The following is an 18,652-nucleotide window of genomic DNA, read 5'->3' as shown; positions in this document are numbered from 1 at the left end:
CTGCGTGCTCTACACTTAATGGCGACATTCCGTTAAAGGAGTTAAGCCATGAGCCAACGCATGCACAAATATGCCTTTCCGGTCAGTAAAGCCCGTAAATATCTCGAACCGGGTCCGGTGCTGCTGCTCAGTTCGCAGTACAACAATGAGCAGGACATCATGACGCTCGGCTGGCATACGGTGCTGGAGTTCTCGCCCTCTCTGGTGGGCTGCATGATTGCCGGTATGAATCACAGCCACGCCCTGATTCGCAACAGTGGCCAGTGCGTCCTCAATATCCCGGCCGCTTCACTGATTGATGAGGTGGTGGCGGTCGGCAACAGCCACGGCGACCAGCTGGATAAGTTCGCCGCGTTCGGCCTGACGCCGGAGCCGGGTCAGGTGGTCAGCGCCCCCATGATTGCCGAATGTTTTGCCAGCTTTGAATGCCAGCTCTATGACGACTCGATGGTGGCTAACTACAACCTGTTTATTTTTGAGATCGTTAAGGCACATGTGGCCGAACAGCCCGAATACCCGGCGACCCTGCACTACACCGGCGAAGGCCGCTTCAGCGTGATGAGCGATAAAATGCTGGATAAGAGCGGAGATTTTAAACCGGAGATGCTGATCTAGTTGAAAGCTCTCCGCTGCGCCCCCATTCACCTCTTTCGACCTGACAGGAGTAAAATATTATGGCAATCGAATACGCAGTTATCGCGGGTGGCTGTTTCTGGTGTACCGAAGCGGTCTTTAAGGATGTGATCGGCGTAGAGTCGGTTGAAAGCGGCTATACCGGCGGCGCGCGCCCGAATCCTACCTATGAGCAGGTCTGTAGCGGCGCGACCGGCCACGCGGAAGCGATCCGCATTGGGTTTGACCCCGAGCAGGTGAGTTTTGGCGACCTGCTGGATATCAGCTTCGTGACGCACGATCCGACCCAGCTTAACCGCCAGGGTAACGATATCGGCACCCAGTATCGCTCCGCCATTTTCCCGGCCAATGCTGAGCAGGAAGCGGAAGCGCGTGCCGCCATTGAACGAGCTCAGGCCGACCATGATGTGCCGTTGGTGACGACCATCGAGCCGCTGAAGGAGTGGTATCCTGCTGAAGCCTATCATCAGGATTACTGGGAAGGCGCGGGTCAGCGCAACGGCTACTGCATGGCGGTCATCCCGCCGAAGCTGCAGAAGCTGCGCAAAAGCTTCGCTAACCGGGTGAAGAGCTGATTTCAGCCTTCCGCGGGACGGCATCCGGTTTGAGATGTTGCTCAGGATGTCGTCCTGCCCGCTGCCCTGCTCTGTCCCACTGCGCAGACAGGACGGGAAATCAGGCGGAGAAATGGCCAGTTTCAGGCCGGAATAAATCAATTCGTTCAGAGCTTAAGCGAATAGATCAAAAGAAAAAAATAGTGCTTGACCGTTTTCAGCCGACTCCCTATAGTACCGCCCCGTTGACCCAGCGCGGTCAGCGAAACAAATGTGGTGAGGTGTCCGAGTGGCTGAAGGAGCACGCCTGGAAAGTGTGTATACGGCAACGTATCGGGGGTTCGAATCCCCCTCTCACCGCCACATTCCGAAGAAGAGCCTGAACGAAAGTTCAGGCTTTTTTTTTTGCATATTGCACGGAGAGGGGGTGAGAAGCCCCGCCGGGGTTCGACAGCGGGCGCAGCCCGATGGACAGCGGAGCCTGCGACGCTGCCCGCAGGGTGAGCGCAGCGAATCAATCCCCCTCTCACCGCCACATTCTGAAGAAGAGCCTGAACGAAAGTTCAGGCTTTTTTTTGCATATTGCATGGAGAGGGGGTGAGAAGCCCCGCCGGGGTGCGACAGCGGGCGCAGCCCGATGGACAGCGGAGCCTGCGACGCTGCCCGCAGGGTGAGCGAAGCGAATCAATCCCCCTCTCACCGCCACATTCTGAAGAAGAGCCTGAACGAAAGTTCAGGCTTTTTTTTTGCATATTGCTCGGAGAGGGGGTGAGAAGCCCCGCGGGGTTCGACAGCGGGCGCAACCCGATGGACAGCGGAGCCTGCCCTCCACAATAAGAAAACCCGGCCGGAGCCGGGTTTGGGCGCTACACTTCTACTCAATCGAACACTAGCTGTACGCGTGCAGGGTGCGCTGACACAGCGCTGAACGCACACAATCCTCTTTGCCGAAGCGCACAATGCCAACCATCTCGTCCTCTTCAAACCGCGCCAGCGCGTCTGCGAGACCAGAAGGCACCCCAGCGGGCAAGTCGCACTGGGTAATATCGCCGTTAACAATGACCGTGACGTTTTCGCCCAGTCGGGTCAGGAACATTTTCATCTGCGCGGCGGTCACGTTCTGCGCCTCGTCCAGAATCACCACAGCATTTTCAAAAGTGCGGCCTCGCATGTAGGCGAAAGGCGCAATCTCAACTTTGGCAATTTCCGGACGCAGACAATATTGCATAAAGGATGCGCCAAGACGTTTAACCAGAATGTCATAAACCGGACGGAAATAAGGGGCGAATTTCTCAGAAATATCGCCGGGCAGGAAGCCCAAATCCTCATCTGCCTGTAGTACCGGGCGCGTAACGATAATCCTGTCGATATCCTTATGAATCAGGGCCTCAGCCGCTTTCGCGGCGCTGATCCAGGTTTTACCGCATCCGGCTTCACCGGTTGCGAAGATCAGCTGCTTCGTCTCTATGGCATTAAGATAGTGCGCCTGAGCCTCATTCCGGGCTTCAATCGGCAGCCGGTCGCGCGCATCGCGTGCCATGCCAATCGAATCCAGTCCGCCCATATGCACCAGCGAAGTGACCGACTCTTCTTCGCGCTGACGATGACTCCGTGAGTCATTGCGAAGCACTCTTCTCGCTTCACGACGCGCTTTGATCACTGCTTTCTGTCTTCCCATAGTGGCACCTTTCAGTTGGTTTCATTTCCCGTGTCAGGCCGGTGGCCCGTTACGATTACGTGAACGCTTTAGAGGTTTCAGTTGGCTTCCTTTTAAGCCATGACAGGACAGGATAGTGGGTATGCAGCAGCGCAGAAGCGTGGCTGAACACCGGATAAAAAAGGAAACGGTAAGACAAAAGAGTTGGTTGAAGGAAGGAAGAAATAACGAGGCAGAATGGCCCTCGCGGTCAGGCGCAATCTATTTACTGACAATGACTTTCCATAAAAGACTCGACCCATGCGCGAACTCCAGTGTGATACATCGACACGTCCGATTACGCCTGTTTAATAAAGTGCATCATTTTGCTGAACCTTTGCAACAGTAATTTTAACTGCTGGCAAAGGAATTGCTATTCGCGGGTAAGCCTTTATTTTACCAGTGCGTGTAAAAATCAGCTATTTCAAAAAGTTATCTTATTTTAATTCGGCGAAGCCCCGGCTGATTCTCAGTTAAAACTCCGTCAGTCAGGTTACGGGAAAGAAAAGTCGGACGGCCAGAAATCGGGCCGTCCGCAGTGGTTGAAATTTAATCAGGCTTCCAGCAGGGATTGCGCTAAATAATGGCTGGCGTCCGGGACACCCGGCAACGCAAAGAAATAACCGCCGCCAAAGGGACGGATATATTCTTCCAGCGCCTCGCCGTTCAGTCGCCCCTGCACCGTCAGAAATCCGCGCTCCAGATCGTGCTGATAGCAGACAAACAGCAGGCCCATCTCCAGCTGCCCTGACGCCGAGATCCCGGCGGAGTAACTGTAGCCGCGGCGCAGCATCAGACTGCTGGCCGTCTCTGGCGTGCGGGGGTTAGCAAGGCGAATATGCGCATCCAGCGCAATCACCTGCCCGTCCGGATCGCGGGCATAGTCAGGAATATCATGCTCATGCTGCATCCCCAGCGGAGCTCCACTCAGCTTATCGCGACCAAAGATGGTCTGCTGCTCGCCCAGCGGGGTGCGATCCCACATCTCCACGTGAAAGCGAATCAGACGCACCGCCTGATAGCTGCCATGACGCGCCCAGACCGGTTCATCCTGATCCGCCGTCACCCACAGCAGCTGATTCATCAGGGCAGCGTCGTGCGTATCCGGATTCGCGGTGCCATCCTTAAAGCCCAGCAGGTTAATCGGCGTCTCCTGCCCCTGACTGCGCGCCGCGTGGTCAGAGATAAAGCCTTCCCGTCGCCAGCGAACCCCAAGCAGGTCAGGCGTGTGCTTGATGATATCGCGCAGGGCATGGATCACCGTATCCTGGGTGTTGGCGCAGATCTGCAGCAGCAGATCGCCATGACACTGAGCGGCATCCAGCGAATCGTTAGGGAAGCGCGTCATCGGCTGCAGTTTTTTCGGCTTATGCGGGGTCAGACCAAAACGCTCATCGAACAGGCTGCTGCCGACCGACACGGTGATGGTGAGATTATCCGGCGCGATCGTCGGGCCGAGAATGCCCGAATCCATTGGCGGCAGCTGCGGGTTGGTGACGACCGGTGCCGGCCCACCCGCGGTAAGAAAGGCGATGCGCTGGGTCAGCAGCCGGAAGAGCCGCACCAGATCGGCTTTATCACTGCTGAGCAGGTCAAACGCCACCAGCATCATCGATGCCTGTTGTGGCGTGATAATGCCCGCCTGATGCTGACCATAAAACGGCTGCTTTTGCTGCCGCGCCTGAGGCGTCACCGTACCCGGCGAAAACGTGTCGGCGGCGGCGGCATGAAACGGGCAACCGCCGGAGAAGGCAGCGGCGCCCCCCAGCAGGCCCAGCCCTTTTAATAAACGACGACGCGCAGGCTGCTGCGCGTCCTCTGGCTTACGACTCATGATTAATCCAGACCCAGCGTGCCACGAAGTAAGGAAAGATCTTCCGCCAGGGCGGTGACAGGCCCTTTCAGCGCATTGCGGTCAGCCGTACTCAGTTTCTCATACGATTCGAAACCGGTTTTCGTGCGGTATTTGCTCAGGATCACATCCACTTTTTTGAAGTTGGCATCGACCTTCGCCAGCAGCTGCGGATTGGCTTTGCTGACCAGCGGGCGCAGCAGATCAACGATTTTCTGTGCTCCATCAATATTCGCCTGGAAGTCCCACAGGTCGGTACGGCTGTAGCGATCTTCTTCGCCGGAGATCTTGCTGGAGGCAACCTCTTCAATCAGACCGGCCGCGCCGCCCACCACTTTGGCCGGCGGGAAAGCCAGTTCACTGATGCGTACCTGCAAATCTTTCACATCTTTGTTGAGCTGGTCGGCATAGCCCGTCATCCCTTTCGTGCTGTTCTCCGCAAACAGCGCTTTCTCCAGACGGTGGAAGCCGGTGAACTTAGGATCCTCCGCTTTCTTTTCATAGTCATCTTCACGGGCATCAATGCTGCCATCGAGATCGGAGAAGAGTTCAGCAATCGGCTCAATGCGCTCGTAATACTGGCGGGTCGGGGCAAACAGCGCTTTGGCTTTTTCGACCTCCCCGGCTTTGACCGCATCGGTGAAGGCCTGCGTCTGGCTCACCAGCTGATTCACCTGCTCCGTCACCCAGGCTTTGTATTGCGTGATCGGGCCTTCCAGCTGCATCCGCGCGGAGGTTGCGCCTGGCGTCGCGCTCTCCCCCGCCTGCACAATCAGTTTGCCCTTTGGATTGCTCAGCAGACCACAGGTCATCTCATATTCCCCGGCCTCCAGATTAGCGGTCAGCTTCTGGCTGAAGCCCGGCGCAATGTTTTCACGCTCTTCCACCACCAGCACACCTTTCAGGATCTCCCACTCCAGCGCTTTCTGGCTGTTATTTTTAATCAGAAACTGAGTTTTACCGGCCTTCACCGTTAAGCTCATCGGCTCACACTGCCTGTCGTTGACGCTTACGGTAACCTGAGGAACGGCTGCCGCCGCAGAAGCAGAAATCGCCAGCAGAGGAAACAGCAGTGCCTTGCGGCGGAAACGCATTGTCATCTCTTTTTCCCTATCACGTTGCGGGCGTAAGATGCGCCCGTTAAAGGTCGTATTACACAGTGGCCGACGCAGCAGGACGCGCAGGCATAAAAAACAGAATCAGGGCCGGGATCAGGTAGACGAAGTAAAGGGTCACTTCACTGACGCTGGGGGCCTCCTGATAACCCAGCACGCCTTCCAGCAGGGTGCCAAACAGCGAATGGGTCGATAAGGTATTGCTGAGATCGAAGGCCACTTCCTGATAGTGATTCCACAGACCCGCCTCGTGGAAGGCGCGAATCGCCCCTGCGGCCAGACCGGCCGCCACAAACAGGATGAAGACGCTGGTCCAGCGGAAGAAGTGCGCCATGTTCAGGCGGATACCGCCCCAGTAGAGCAGCATGCCCAGCACCACCGCCGTCGCCAGCCCCAGCACCGCGCCAATCGGCGGCGCATAACCGACATCCTGCGTAAAAGCGGCCAGCAGGAAGAAGACTGACTCCAGGCCTTCCCGCGCCACGGCAAGAAAGACCATCAGAACCAGTGCCAGACCGCCCCGGCCCGAACGTTGCAGCGCCTGGTCGACCGCCTGCTCCAGCTCAACTTTGATATTGCGCGCCACTCTGCGCATCCAGAACACCATGGAGGTGAGGATCACGACGGCGATCAGCGCCACAATGCCTTCGAACAGCTCCTGCTCTTTTTGCGGGAACTCGCCGGTGGTGGCATTGATAAACAGACCCAGCCCCAGGCAGAGTGCCGCGGCGACAAAGACGCCTGCCCACATGGCCGGAAACCACTGGGTGCGCTGGGTGCGTTTGAGGTAGCTGGCGATCAGGCTGACAATCAGCGCGGCTTCAAGTCCTTCGCGCAGCATGATGAGAAAGGGAACGAACATTGCCAGCCTCTTGAATGTTAAGCAGCGTCAATTAACGGTAAATTCAGGTAAAGTGTAAACGATACCGATTATCATTATCGCTGCGAAAAAAACAAGTTGCCGATGGAGATAATTGCATTTTTGAGGCTTTTATCTTTGTAACAAAAAGGCCCGCCCCCTGCGGGACGGGCCTTCACTCCTGACGCTCTGCTTATTTGGTCTGGAACTCCGCCTCAGCGGCGGCAAAGCGCTGCTGCGCTTCGGCTGAAGGTTCACGTCCCATCAGGCTGAAGACCACAATCGCGATGCTGGCGAAGATGAAGCCCGGGATAATTTCATACAGACCCAGCCAGCCATACTGCTTCCACACCAGCACGGTCAGCGCACCGACAATCATACCGGCCAGCGCGCCGTTGCGGTTCATGCGCTTCCAGCAGACGCCAAACAGCACGACCGGTCCAAAGGCCGCCCCGAAGCCCGCCCAGGCGTAGCTGACAAGACCCAGTACGCGGTTTTCCGGGTTAGACGCCAGTGCAATCGCGATCAGCGCCACCAGCAGCACCATCAGACGCCCTACCCATACCAGCTCCTGCTGGCTGGCGTTTTTACGCAGGAAGCCTTTGTAGAGATCTTCAGTCAGGGCGCTGGAGCAGACCAGCAGCTGACAGCTCAGGGTTGACATCACCGCCGCCAGAATCGCTGACAGCAGAATACCGGCAATCCACGGGTTAAACAGGATGCGTGCCAGTTCGATAAAGACGCGCTCTGCGTTGTCGTTGACGCCGGTCGCCAGCGTCGGATTGTTCTGGAAGTAGGCGATACCAAAGAAGCCAACAGCGACCGCCCCCGCCAGACAGAACACCATCCACGCCATGCCGATGCGACGTGCGGTGCGGATTGAGCGGTGCGAATCCGCCGCCATAAAGCGCGCCAGAATATGCGGCTGGCCGAAGTAGCCCAGGCCCCAGCCGAGCAGCGAGATCACCGCAACGAAGTTCAGCCCTTTCAGCATGTCGAGATTTTCCAGGCTTTTCGCCTCAATCACCGTCAGCGAATCAGACCAGCCGCCCACCGCGATAATCACAAACACCGGCGTCAGGATCAGGGCGAAAATCATCAGGCTGGCCTGAACGGTATCCGTCCAGCTCACCGCCAGAAATCCCCCCACCAGCGTATAAAGGATGGTGGCTGCCGCCCCCGCCCACAGTGCGGTCTCATAGCTCATGCCAAAGGTGCTTTCAAACAGACGCGCACCGGCAACCACGCCAGAGGCGCAGTAGATGGTGAAGAACACCAGGATCACAATGGCCGAAATCACACGCAGAATTTTGCTGTGATCTTCAAAGCGGCTGGTAAAGAAGTCTGGCAGCGTCAGCGCATTGTTGTGGTGTTCCGTCTGAACACGCAGGCGGCCGGCGACGATTTTCCAGTTCAGCCAGGCACCGATGGTCAGACCGATCGCAATCCAGCTCTCAGAGATCCCTGAGATGAAGATCGCCCCCGGCAATCCCATCAGCAGCCAGCCACTCATATCTGAGGCACCCGCAGAGAGTGCGGTGACCACACTACCCAGACTGCGGCCACCCAGGATGTAGTCATCAAAGTTTTTGGTCGAACGGTAGGCCACAAAACCGATTAACACCATCCCAAGTATATAAACCACAAAGGTCACCAGCATTGGTGTACTTACACTCATCTGTCTCTCCACTTATTATTTGATATCCCAGAGAAATCGCCAGCTACCCGCCTGCCGGAACGGGACAGAACGGGCCGATTGTTTTCGTCAGGGCGTCAGTCATTTCCCAGCGGCGCGGTATCCTGCCGGAAAGGCGTGGCGCGCACAATGGATTTAACACAGGCGTTACAGTGATTTCACTAACCGGTTGTGAAAAAGTGTCCAGAGGTTGCACTCGCTCACAGTTATCCGGTTGCACCACCGTGCAACCTGCCGGAAACCCGCATTTTATGCGGCCTGCCAACCTGGCGAGGATCTTGCAGCAATATCCGTGCCGAATTGTCAGATTTAACAATTGGCGATGTCACAGGGGTGTTAACTGGCTCACATTTAACACGGTTGCACAAAGTTGCAACTTAAGTGATAGTGCAGCCCACGCCGTATCGAACCACTATTAAGGAGCCTGGAAGTCATGGGTACAACCACCATGGGTGTAAAACTGGATGACGCGACACGTGAGCGCATCAAACTGGCTGCGCAGCGCATCGACCGCACGCCACACTGGCTGATCAAACAGGCGATTTTTAACTACCTGGGCCAGCTGGAAACCGGGGATGCCGTGCCGGAGATCCCTCTCACTGCACAGGCCGCCGCCGAGTCTGACGACATCCAGCCAGAGGAGCTGCATCAGCCGTTCCTTGACTTCGCAGAGCAGATTTTACCGCAGTCCGTGACCCGTTCCGCCGTGACCGCCGCATGGCGTCGTCCGGAGACGGATGCGGTGCCGATGCTGCTGGAGCAGGCGCGCCTGCCGGCGCCGCTGACAGAGAAAACCCATCAGCTCGCTTATCAGCTTGCCGACAAGCTGCGGCACCAGAAGGGTGCAACCGGACGCGCCGGTATGGTGCAAAGCCTGCTGCAGGAGTTCTCATTATCCTCTCACGAAGGCGTGGCGCTGATGTGCCTTGCCGAAGCGCTGCTGCGTATTCCCGACAAGCCAACCCGCGATGCGCTGATCCGTGACAAAATCAGCAACGGGAACTGGCAGTCACACCTGGGACGCAGCCCGTCCCTGTTTGTCAACGCGGCCACCTGGGGTCTGCTGTTTACCGGCCGTCTGGTCTCAACCCATAACGAAGCGAACCTGTCACGCTCTCTGAACCGCATTATCGGTAAGAGTGGCGAGCCGCTAATCCGCAAAGGTGTGGATATGGCGATGCGACTGATGGGTGAGCAGTTCGTGACCGGCGAAACCATTGCCGAAGCCCTGGCAAACGCCCGCAAGCTGGAAGAGAAAGGCTTCCGCTACTCCTACGACATGCTGGGCGAAGCGGCACTGACCGCAGGCGATGCCAAAGCCTACCTGCTCTCCTATCAGCAGGCGATCCACGCGATTGGTAAAGCCTCCAATGGCCGGGGCATCTATGAAGGCCCGGGCATCTCCATCAAACTGTCAGCCCTTCATCCCCGTTACAGCCGCGCGCAGTATGAGCGGGTGATGGAAGAGCTCTATCCGCTGCTGAAATCGCTGACGCTGCTGGCGCGCTCCTATGACATCGGCATCAACATCGACGCCGAAGAAGCTGACCGGCTGGAACTGTCGCTGGATATGCTGGAGAAACTCTGTTTCGAGCCGGAGCTGGAAGGCTGGAACGGAATCGGCTTCGTCATCCAGGCGTATATGAAACGCTGCCCGTTTGTCATCGATGAGCTGATCGACCTGGCTCAGCGCAGTCGCCGCCGCCTGATGATCCGTCTGGTGAAAGGCGCTTACTGGGATAGCGAAATCAAACGCGCGCAGATGGAAGGTCTGGAAGGCTATCCGGTTTACACCCGCAAGGTCTACACCGATATCTCCTATCTGGCCTGCGCCCGTAAACTGCTCTCCGTGCCGAACCTGATCTATCCGCAGTTCGCCACGCACAATGCCCATACCCTGGCCGCCATCTATCAGCTGGCGGGCAACAACTACTATCCGGGACAGTATGAGTTCCAGTGTCTGCACGGCATGGGTGAACCCCTCTATGAGCAGGTGGTCGGCAAAGTGGCGGACGGGAAGCTGAATCGCCCCTGCCGCATCTATGCGCCGGTGGGGACGCATGAAACCCTGCTGGCTTATCTGGTGCGTCGTCTGCTGGAGAACGGAGCCAACACCTCCTTTGTTAACCGCATCGCGGATACCTCACTGCCGATTGACGAGCTGGTTGCCGATCCGGTGCTCGCCGTTGAAAAACTCGGGGCCAGCGAAGGCGCGATCGGCCTGCCGCATCCGAAGATCCCGCTGCCGCGTGACCTCTATGGCGAGAACCGCGTCAACTCTGCGGGTCTGGATATGGCCAACGAACACCGCCTCGCCTCACTCTCCAGCGCCCTGCTGAGCAGCGCCGCCCACCCTTACCTGGCCGAACCGATGATCGATGGCGAAGCGGGCACCGGTGAGCTGCACGACGTGCTGAACCCGGCCGTGCCTGGCGATCGCGTGGGTCAGGTGCGTGAAGCGACAGAGCAGGAAGTGTCTGTGGCGCTGGATGCCGCCGTGAACAGCGGGCCAATCTGGTTTGCCACCCCGCCGCAGGAGCGTGCCGCGATTCTGGAGCGCGCGGCGCAGATCATGGAAGGCCAGATGCAGAAGCTGATGGGCATTCTGGTGCGTGAAGCGGGCAAGACCTACAACAACGCCATCGCGGAAGTGCGCGAAGCGGTCGATTTCCTCTATTACTACGCTGGCATGGTGCGCGACGATTTCGACAATGAAACCCATCGCCCGCTGGGCCCGGTGGTCTGCATCAGTCCGTGGAACTTCCCGCTGGCGATCTTCACCGGTCAGATTGCGGCGGCACTGGCAGCAGGCAACAGCGTGCTGGCCAAACCTGCCGAGCAGACGCCGCTGATTGCCGCGCAGGCGGTGCAGATCCTGCTGGATGCGGGCGTACCACCAGGCGTGCTGCAGCTGCTGCCAGGCCAGGGTGAAACCGTTGGCGCACAGCTGACCGGCGACAACCGGGTGCGCGGTGTGATGTTTACCGGCTCCACTGCCGTGGCAACCCTGCTGCAGCGTAATCTCGCCGGTCGTCTTGACCAGCACGGCCGCCCAGTGCCGCTGGTTGCGGAAACCGGCGGAATGAATGCGATGATCGTTGACTCCTCCGCGCTGACCGAGCAGGTGGTGGTTGATATCGTTGCCTCGGCGTTCGACAGCGCCGGACAGCGCTGCTCCGCCCTGCGTCTGCTCTGCATCCAGGAGGATGTCGCCGACCATACGCTGAAAATGCTGCGCGGTGCGATGGCTGAGTGCCGCATGGGTAACCCGGAGCGCTTCTCCACCGATATCGGCCCGGTCATTGACGCCGAAGCCAAAGCCAATATTGACCGCCATATTCAGGCGATGCGTAACAAGGGCTTCACGGTCTATCAGGCGGTGCAGGATAATCCGCAGGACAGCAAAGAGTGGAACAGCGGCACCTTTGTCAAACCCACGCTGATTGAGCTGGATCAGGTCAGCGATCTGGATAAGGAGATTTTCGGACCGGTGCTGCACGTGGTGCGCTTTACCCGCAACACGCTGCCGCAGCTGGTTGAGCAGATTAACGCTTCCGGTTACGGCCTGACGCTGGGTGTCCATACCCGTATCGATGAGACCATTGCGCAGGTCACGGCGAGCGCCCGGGTCGGTAACCTCTACGTTAACCGCAACATGGTGGGCGCCGTTGTTGGCGTGCAGCCGTTTGGGGGTGAAGGCCTATCCGGTACCGGTCCGAAAGCGGGCGGTCCGCTCTATCTCTACCGCCTGCTGGCACATCGTCCGGATGGCGCGCTGCGTCTGACCTTCGATCGTCAGGATGCGGAGCGCCCGGCTGACAGCACACTGCGTCACGCTCTGCTGGCTCCGCATCAGGCACTCAGCAGCTGGGCCAAAGATAAACCGGCGCTGGCTGAACTCTGTGAGCGCTATGACCAGCTGGCTCAGGCCGGTGTGGTACGGCTGCTGCCCGGCCCGACGGGTGAGCGCAATACCTTCTCGCTGTTGCCACGCGATCAGGTGCTCTGCCTGGCTGACAACGAGCAGGATGCGTTGATTCAGCTGGCGGCCGTGACCAGCGTCGGCAGTAAAGCGCTGTGGCAGGATGATGAGCTGCATCGCACCCTGCGTGCCTCGCTGCCGGACGCGGTGAAAGCGCGCATTACGCTGGCGCGAGACCCGCTGACGGCGGAGTTTGATGCGGTAATCTATCACGGCGATGCCGATCAGCTGCGCGCCCTGTGCGAACAGATTGCCGCGCGTGACGGCGCGATTGTGTCGGTGCAGGGCTTCGCCCGCGGCGAGACGAATCTGCTGCTGGAGCGTCTGCTGATTGAGCGCTCACTGAGTGTGAATACCGCGGCTGCTGGCGGTAACGCCAGCCTGATGACTATCGGGTAAGGGGGTGGGTTGCCGGCGAGGTCGCTGCGCGGGCGGGCTATGAGCAGGTTTCGTTCAGCTGGTCGCTGGGCTGATGGGGTTTGCTGCGCGAGCGGGCTATGAGAAGGTTTCGTTCGCCGGGTAAACCGGGCAGTTTCAGCTTCGCCTCTGCAGGCGACCGACAAGGGGGCGCCAGTCGCCGCGCCCCCTTGACCCCGGGCTCCGGCCTGCCTCACCGCCGCTTCGCGGTCCCTTCGCTTCTTCCGGATTTCTCACGGACCGGCAGGACGCGCCATCCCTGGCGCGACCCTGCCTCTTCGCGACATCCCTGTCGCTCGTCCTGAAATCCCTCATCCGCTCAGCGGTTCAGACGGCCTCCCTCCCCGCTGTTATCTCTTCTTTTTTTATGTGGCTCTCTTATTGCGGTGAGAATTGCGGTGAGTTTCCATCACTGGCTTCGTCTTGAGGCCAGCAGACGACGCTCCATTCAGGAGAAACGAAGATATCAAAGGCGGGGGGTGGGAGAGGCATCCGGCGCGCTGAGGAGCAACCGGAGGCCAGGATGAGCCGACAGGACGTCGGCAAGAGGACGGCACGAGCCAGGGATGGTGAGTCCGGACGGTCCGTCAGCCGCAGGGCGTGACGAAGGCACCGCGCAACGCGGGGCGCGGAGGCTGCCGGACGCCGGGATTGTTAAGGGGCGGGCGTCCGCCCCTTGACGCGTCCGCCTGCACGGGCAGGCTGAAACTCCCTCACGCCTGGCGGGCGAAACCCTCTCAGAGCCAGCCCACCGCCAGGTAATAACTCCCACGCCCGACAGGCGAAACCCTCTCAGAGCCAGCCCACCGCCAGGTAATAACTACCACACCCGACAGACGAACCCCTCTCAGAGCCAGCCCGCCGCCAGGTAATCACTCCCCGCCGCCAGGCGCTCCCCTTTTACTGCGAAACTGCATTCCGCTGCCGCTTAAGCAGCGTCGGAAACAGAAACAGCGACTGCCCCACCCCGCGGTTGGTCAGCGACCAGATCGCCACGGAACAGAGCGAGCAGAGCGCCACGATCACCACCGGATAGAAGCAGGCCCAGAAAAATGAAAACCACGCCTGTTCAAACAGGTGATGCCGCTGCGCGAAGAGAATCGCAGACATACCAAAGAACTCGATAAAGATGCGGTGAATCACATAAATCTGCAGGGTATTGCGGCCCACCCAGTTGAGATAACGCATGCTGAAATGCTGATTCAGCCAGCGACAGGCCGCAATGCTGAACAACACCGCCAGCACACACAGGAACAGACTCTTATCCAGACCGAAGATCACATGGATACCCGCCACGGCGGCCAGTATCGCCCAGGGCATGACGTTCTCACGACGCCACTCACTCAGACGCAGCATGGTCTGGCTCCAGAACGCGCCCAACAGGAAGAACAGGAAATACTGGGCCAGGCTCTGTGGTCCCCAGAACGGGATCACTTTCTCGACCGCCAGATAATTAAGCAGGATAGCCACCGCCACCAGGGCCAGCTTATATTCACGGAAAATTTTAGCGCAGAGGAAATAGAGTCCTAAGCCATAGAGATACCAGGAGGTACTCATCGCCATAAAGGTCAGCTTGAGAAACTCAAACAGCGAACCGGCATACGCAGCATTCAGGTTCTGTGAAATACGCTGCCCGGTAATTTCCGTGGAGATACCAATAATGGACCACCACTGAATAAAGCCCCACAGAATATAGAGATAAAAAAGATTGGTAATACGACTGGTAAATACCTGTTTCCAGGGCCGGTTCAGAATACCGTTGGCGGCCAGCAGTCCCGAAACAAAGAAAAAGGCTGGCATCCGTAAGGGTGACAGAACCGTATTAAACTGTATCCATATTTCGGCCGGGACCCATCCGGCGGAGAGATATTTTATTGTCCCCTCAAAACCGGGTAACACGGTGTGGTACAGGACCACCAGCAATATGCAGGCCCCCTTCAGGGTGTCTACCCACAATATCTGGTCTGATTTCGTCTGGCTCATTAATTGACTCCTGCTGCGTAGGTCAGAATGCGGAAAAGGAAAGCGAGGAAATCTCTGTGGCTTTTATGATTATCCAGCGATTATTCGCCATTGATGCCGCATTGAATGTAGCGAAACTCCTAAAACCAATTATCTGGCCCTGACGTTACCGTTATTTACTTAGCAGAACGTTTCCTTACACTTATTGATTTTCCCTGCTCTGCGCCCGATATCATCCGAAGCGATGAATTAAAGGAAAATAATCTTTGATAATGCTGACGGGATAAATAAGAGAAAGCGGAAGAAATAAAAACCAGTCAGCCGTTGATGAAAAGAAAAGATTTGTCAGATGTGGCAAAAGGTTTAACTGCTTATCAGCGCATTATGGTACGGCGACCCGAAATAGCATGACAGCGCGCTATTCCGGATTAAACAGAGAGGAGTAAAAAGCAATGCGGCCTTCCGGAGAAGGCCACTGAATTACTGACTGAGGAACTTGTCGAGGAACTGGCGGGTACGCGGCTGCTGCGGGTTACTGAACAACGCTTTCGCGTCGCCCTGCTCCACAATGCGCCCCTGATCCATAAAGATGGCGCGATCTGCCACGTCGCGGGCAAAGCTCATCTCATGCGTGACGATCACCATGGTGCGTTTCTCTTCGGCCAGTGCGCGGATGGTGCTGAGCACCTCCCCCACCAGCTCCGGATCCAGCGCCGAGGTGGGTTCATCGAACAGGATCACCTCCGGTCGCATCGCCAGCGCACGCGCAATGGCCACACGCTGCTGCTGTCCACCCGACAGACGGCGCGGATAGCTTCCCTCCTTGCCGTGCAGGCCGACCTTCTCCAGCAGCGTGCGGGCGCGGGCGACGGCCTCCGCCTTCGCTTCACCTTTTACGATCACCGGTCCTTCAATAATGTTCTCCAGCACCGAACGGTGGGGAAACAGATTGAAGTTCTGGAAGACAAAACCGACCTGCTGACGCAGACGACGCACCTGCTCTTTCTGTTTGCTCTGCGCCAGCGCGGCATCCACCGTAATCTCGCCGACCCGGATAGTGCCGCTGTCCGGCACTTCCAGCAGGTTAATACTGCGCAGCAGCGTGGTTTTACCTGAGCCGCTGGGGCCGATAATCGCCACCACTTCACCGGCGGCCACATCAAGATCGATGTCGTGCAGCACCGTCTGGCCATTAAATGATTTCACCAGCTTTCTGACTTCGATGGCACTCATTTCGACTCCGAATCCTGACGGTTAACATGCTGTTCCAGACGACTCTGCAACGCAGACAACACCGTGGCCATCACCCAGTAGATCAGCGAAGCCGCCAGATACATGGTAAAGACTTCCAGTGTACGCGAGGTGATCAGCTGCGCCTGACGGAACAGCTCCGGCACCTGGATGGTCGCGGCCAGCGAGGTATCTTTTACCAGGCTGATAAAGCTGTTGCCCAGCGGTGGCAGTGCGGTGCGCGCCGCCTGCGGCAGGATAACCCGGCGCAGGGTTTGCCAGCGCGTCATGCCGATACTCGCCGCCGCTTCCCACTGTCCGCGCTCAATCGCAGCGATGGCACCACGCAGGGACTCCGAGGCGTAAGCCGCGGTGTTGAGCGAGAGACCAATCATCGCCGAAGGGATCGGGTCCAGTTCAATGCCAAACTGTGGCAGGCCGTAGTAGATCATAAACAGCTGGGCGATCAGCGGAGTGCCACGAAAAATCGAGACATAGATACGCGACAGCACGCGAAACGGCCAGAAGTGAGACAGCCGCATCAGTGCCAGCAGAAAGCCCAGCAGCAGGCCGAAGAACATGCCACCAATGCTGAGCTGCAGCGTGAACAACGCGCCCTTTAATAAAAAAGGTGCTGAATCCAGCACCAGTTGAAGGCTTTCCTGCATTATTTCGTCACGTCCGCGCCAAACCATTTCTGAGACAGCTTGCTCAGCGAGCCATCTTTCTGCATATCAGCAATGGCCTGGTCGATTGCCTTCAGCAGATCGTCGTTGCCTTTACGCACGGCAACGCCCGCTTCCTGACGGGAGAAAGCGTCACCCGCTACCGCCATGGTATCGCCGGTTTTCTTCACCAGATCCAGCGCCGCCAGACGGTCAACCAGGATGGCATTCAGACGACCTGAGCGCAGATCCTGATATTTGGTCGGGTCATCATCATAGGTACGCACGTCCACGCCCTTCACGTTCTCACGCAGCCACTGCTCGTAGTTAGTGCCGAGACCCACGCCAACCTTTTTACCCGCCAGATCAGCCGGTTTGCTGATGGTGCTGGCGTTGGCCTTCATGGTCAGCGCCTGAATACCGGAGATGGTGTAAGGCGTAGAGAAGTCATACTTCTTCTTACGCTCATCGGAAATGGTCACCTGGTTAATCACCACATCGATGCGCTTTGCGTCGAGGGAAGCCAGCATGCCATCCCACTTGGTCGGTTTCAGGCTCGCTTTAACGCCCATGTGCTGTGCCAGCTGCTGCGCAAATTCCACTTCAAAACCGGTCAGCTTGCCCTGCTCATCCTGGAAGCTGAACGGCGGATAGGTGCCTTCCAGACCCACCAGCAGCGTGCCGCGCTCTTTAATCTTGTTCAGCAGATTTTCCGCTGCAAAGGTTTTAACGTTGACGCCCGCAATCAGCGCCACGGCCATAACGCCCATCACCATCTGACGACCTGCACGAGAAAAGGACATATTTACCCCATTTTTGACAGTATTGTGTGTGTGTTTTTATAAGGGCAGCACGGCGAGTCGCTGCCAGTCCAGAATGATAACGCCCGGAGTATAAACTGTTTTATTCGCTTGTCTCAGATCGAAGGATGATAAGCAAATAACGCGGGCGCGCCGCCAGTATGAATAAACAGCAACGGGCCTTCGCGACGGAAGCGGTTCTGACTGATGCCATCAATCAGGCCGGCCATCGCCTTGCCGGTATAGACCGGGTCCAGCAAAATGCCTTCCAGCCTTGCCAGCAGTTTCACCGCCTCCATGCCCTCCTCATTGGGCTCACCATAGCGGGGCGCAAAATACTCATCCCACAGCGTGATCGGGGCCGTTGCCTGCACCTCCAGTGAGGCTGCCAGCGACTGACGCAGCCGCTCAACCAGCGGCAACTGCGCGTCGGTCTGACGTGAAACGGTGACGCCTACCAGCTCGGTTTCCGGCAGCAGCTGCTCCAGGCCGACCGCCAGCCCCGCATGGGTGCCCGCGCTGCCTGATGCCACCACGACGGCGGCAAAATCCACCACGCCTTCGCTCTGATGTGCAATCTCCTGGGCGCACTCCACATAGCCTAGCGCACCCAGCGCATTTGAGCCGCCGACCGGAACGATATAAGGACGGAATCCCTGCGCTTCCAGACGTGTAGCCTGTTCAGCCAGCTGTTCGGCGGGATTATGCAGCGTATCCACGGCGATCACCTCCGCATCCATCAGATCCAGCAGCAGGCGGTTGCCGTTGCTCAGGTAGTTTTCAGCGTGGGTACCAATCGGGTTTTCCAGCAGTGCCACGCACTTCAGGCCGAGGCGGGCTGCCACGGCCGCGGTCTGGCGCACATGGTTGGACTGGATCGCGCCCGCCGTCAGCAGCACATCCGCCCCTTCGCGCAGCGCATCGGCCGCCAGGAATTCGAGTTTACGCAGCTTGTTGCCGCCCATCGCCATTGGCGTGAAGTCATCACGTTTGATGAAAATATCGCGACCCAGATAGTCGGAGAGGCGTGGCAGGTGTTCTAACGGTGTCGGGGCGCCCAGCAGTTCAAGACGCGGGAATTGGTGTAACAGATGTAAAGACAATGCTGCCTCCGTTCGGGCATTCAAATTATCCTTACAGTGTTGCAGAAGATGCGCAAAGGATCACTCTGATTCAGGTGACCGTCGATGC

General features: G+C 57.9%; 13 protein-coding genes, 1 tRNA gene and 1 other RNA gene. 5 read left to right on the top strand and 10 right to left on the bottom strand.

What is annotated here, in order from left to right:
• The first annotated feature begins 48 nt into the window (after positions 1 to 48).
• The 4 genes from OXR04_RS02350 (at position 49) to OXR04_RS02335 (ending at position 1,892) form a co-directional block, all read left to right on the top strand.
• Positions 49 to 615, top strand: coding sequence for a flavin reductase family protein (locus OXR04_RS02350; protein WP_181161902.1), 567 nt, complete (start codon positions 49 to 51; stop codon positions 613 to 615).
• A 59-nt stretch (positions 616 to 674) separates the two neighbouring features.
• Positions 675 to 1,208 carry a peptide-methionine (S)-S-oxide reductase MsrA gene (gene msrA, locus OXR04_RS02345; RefSeq protein WP_267369169.1) on the top strand — a complete coding sequence of 178 codons (534 nt, stop codon included), beginning with the start codon at positions 675 to 677 and terminating at the stop codon, positions 1,206 to 1,208.
• A 254-nt stretch (positions 1,209 to 1,462) separates the two neighbouring features.
• Positions 1,463 to 1,550, top strand: a tRNA-Ser gene (locus tag OXR04_RS02340).
• A 214-nt stretch (positions 1,551 to 1,764) separates the two neighbouring features.
• Positions 1,765 to 1,892, top strand: a non-coding RNA gene (locus tag OXR04_RS02335) — RtT sRNA.
• A gap of 184 nt (positions 1,893 to 2,076) precedes the next feature.
• Here the strand turns inward: OXR04_RS02335 and phoH are convergent.
• The 5 genes from phoH to putP all read right to left on the bottom strand — a co-directional run bounded on the left by phoH (position 2,077) and on the right by putP (position 8,387).
• Positions 2,077 to 2,865, bottom strand: coding sequence for a phosphate starvation-inducible protein PhoH (gene phoH, locus OXR04_RS02330; protein WP_009089645.1), 789 nt, complete (start codon positions 2,863 to 2,865; stop codon positions 2,077 to 2,079).
• Between the two features lie 571 nt (positions 2,866 to 3,436).
• Entirely contained in the window at positions 3,437 to 4,717 is a 1,281-nt protein-coding gene (efeB, locus tag OXR04_RS02325; RefSeq protein ID WP_267369168.1) for an iron uptake transporter deferrochelatase/peroxidase subunit, read from the bottom strand.
• A 2-nt stretch (positions 4,718 to 4,719) separates the two neighbouring features.
• Positions 4,720 to 5,835: an iron uptake system protein EfeO gene (efeO, locus tag OXR04_RS02320; RefSeq protein WP_267369167.1), complete on the bottom strand. Its 1,116-nt coding sequence runs from the start codon at positions 5,833 to 5,835 to the stop codon at positions 4,720 to 4,722.
• Between the two features lie 52 nt (positions 5,836 to 5,887).
• Complete coding sequence (efeU, locus tag OXR04_RS02315) at positions 5,888 to 6,712, bottom strand: iron uptake transporter permease EfeU (RefSeq protein WP_009089639.1); 825 nt, start codon at positions 6,710 to 6,712, stop codon at positions 5,888 to 5,890.
• Positions 6,713 to 6,902: 190 nt separating this feature from the next.
• Positions 6,903 to 8,387 carry a sodium/proline symporter PutP gene (putP, locus tag OXR04_RS02310; protein ID WP_267369166.1) on the bottom strand — a complete coding sequence of 495 codons (1,485 nt, stop codon included), beginning with the start codon at positions 8,385 to 8,387 and terminating at the stop codon, positions 6,903 to 6,905.
• Positions 8,388 to 8,838: 451 nt separating this feature from the next.
• On the opposite strand from putP, the gene putA reads away from it, so the two are divergent.
• On the top strand, positions 8,839 to 12,786 hold the full coding sequence (gene putA / locus OXR04_RS02305) for a trifunctional transcriptional regulator/proline dehydrogenase/L-glutamate gamma-semialdehyde dehydrogenase (RefSeq protein WP_267369165.1): 3,948 nt from the start codon (positions 8,839 to 8,841) through the stop codon (positions 12,784 to 12,786).
• 918 nt (positions 12,787 to 13,704) lie between these two features.
• Here putA and OXR04_RS02300 read toward each other — a convergent pair.
• The 5 genes from OXR04_RS02300 to OXR04_RS02280 all read right to left on the bottom strand — a co-directional run bounded on the left by OXR04_RS02300 (position 13,705) and on the right by OXR04_RS02280 (position 18,564).
• The gene (locus OXR04_RS02300) at positions 13,705 to 14,787 is read right to left on the bottom strand and encodes an acyltransferase family protein (protein ID WP_009089633.1); all 1,083 of its coding nucleotides are present in this window, start codon (positions 14,785 to 14,787) and stop codon (positions 13,705 to 13,707) included.
• Positions 14,788 to 15,246: 459 nt separating this feature from the next.
• The gene (gene tcyN / locus OXR04_RS02295) at positions 15,247 to 15,999 is read right to left on the bottom strand and encodes an L-cystine ABC transporter ATP-binding protein TcyN (protein WP_009089631.1); all 753 of its coding nucleotides are present in this window, start codon (positions 15,997 to 15,999) and stop codon (positions 15,247 to 15,249) included.
• Positions 15,996 to 16,664, bottom strand: a complete 669-nt coding sequence (gene tcyL / locus OXR04_RS02290) for a cystine ABC transporter permease (RefSeq protein ID WP_009089629.1) — start codon at positions 16,662 to 16,664, stop codon at positions 15,996 to 15,998. The genes tcyN and tcyL overlap by 4 nt, the downstream gene beginning before the upstream one ends.
• Positions 16,664 to 17,464 (bottom strand): cystine ABC transporter substrate-binding protein, encoded by an 801-nt coding sequence (gene tcyJ / locus OXR04_RS02285; RefSeq protein WP_009089627.1) that lies wholly within the window; start codon positions 17,462 to 17,464, stop codon positions 16,664 to 16,666. The genes tcyL and tcyJ overlap by 1 nt, the downstream gene beginning before the upstream one ends.
• A 113-nt stretch (positions 17,465 to 17,577) precedes the next feature.
• The gene (locus OXR04_RS02280; RefSeq protein ID WP_267369164.1) at positions 17,578 to 18,564 is read right to left on the bottom strand and encodes a D-cysteine desulfhydrase; all 987 of its coding nucleotides are present in this window, start codon (positions 18,562 to 18,564) and stop codon (positions 17,578 to 17,580) included.
• Positions 18,565 to 18,652 lie beyond the last annotated feature (88 nt).

The sequence above is a fragment of the Pantoea sp. GM_Pan_3 genome (assembly GCF_026541045.1).
Classification (GTDB): Bacteria; Pseudomonadota; Gammaproteobacteria; order Enterobacterales; family Enterobacteriaceae; genus Pantoea; species Pantoea anthophila.
Note: the sequence above shows the minus strand (reverse complement) of the source record. Positions and strands in the feature narration are given on the sequence as shown.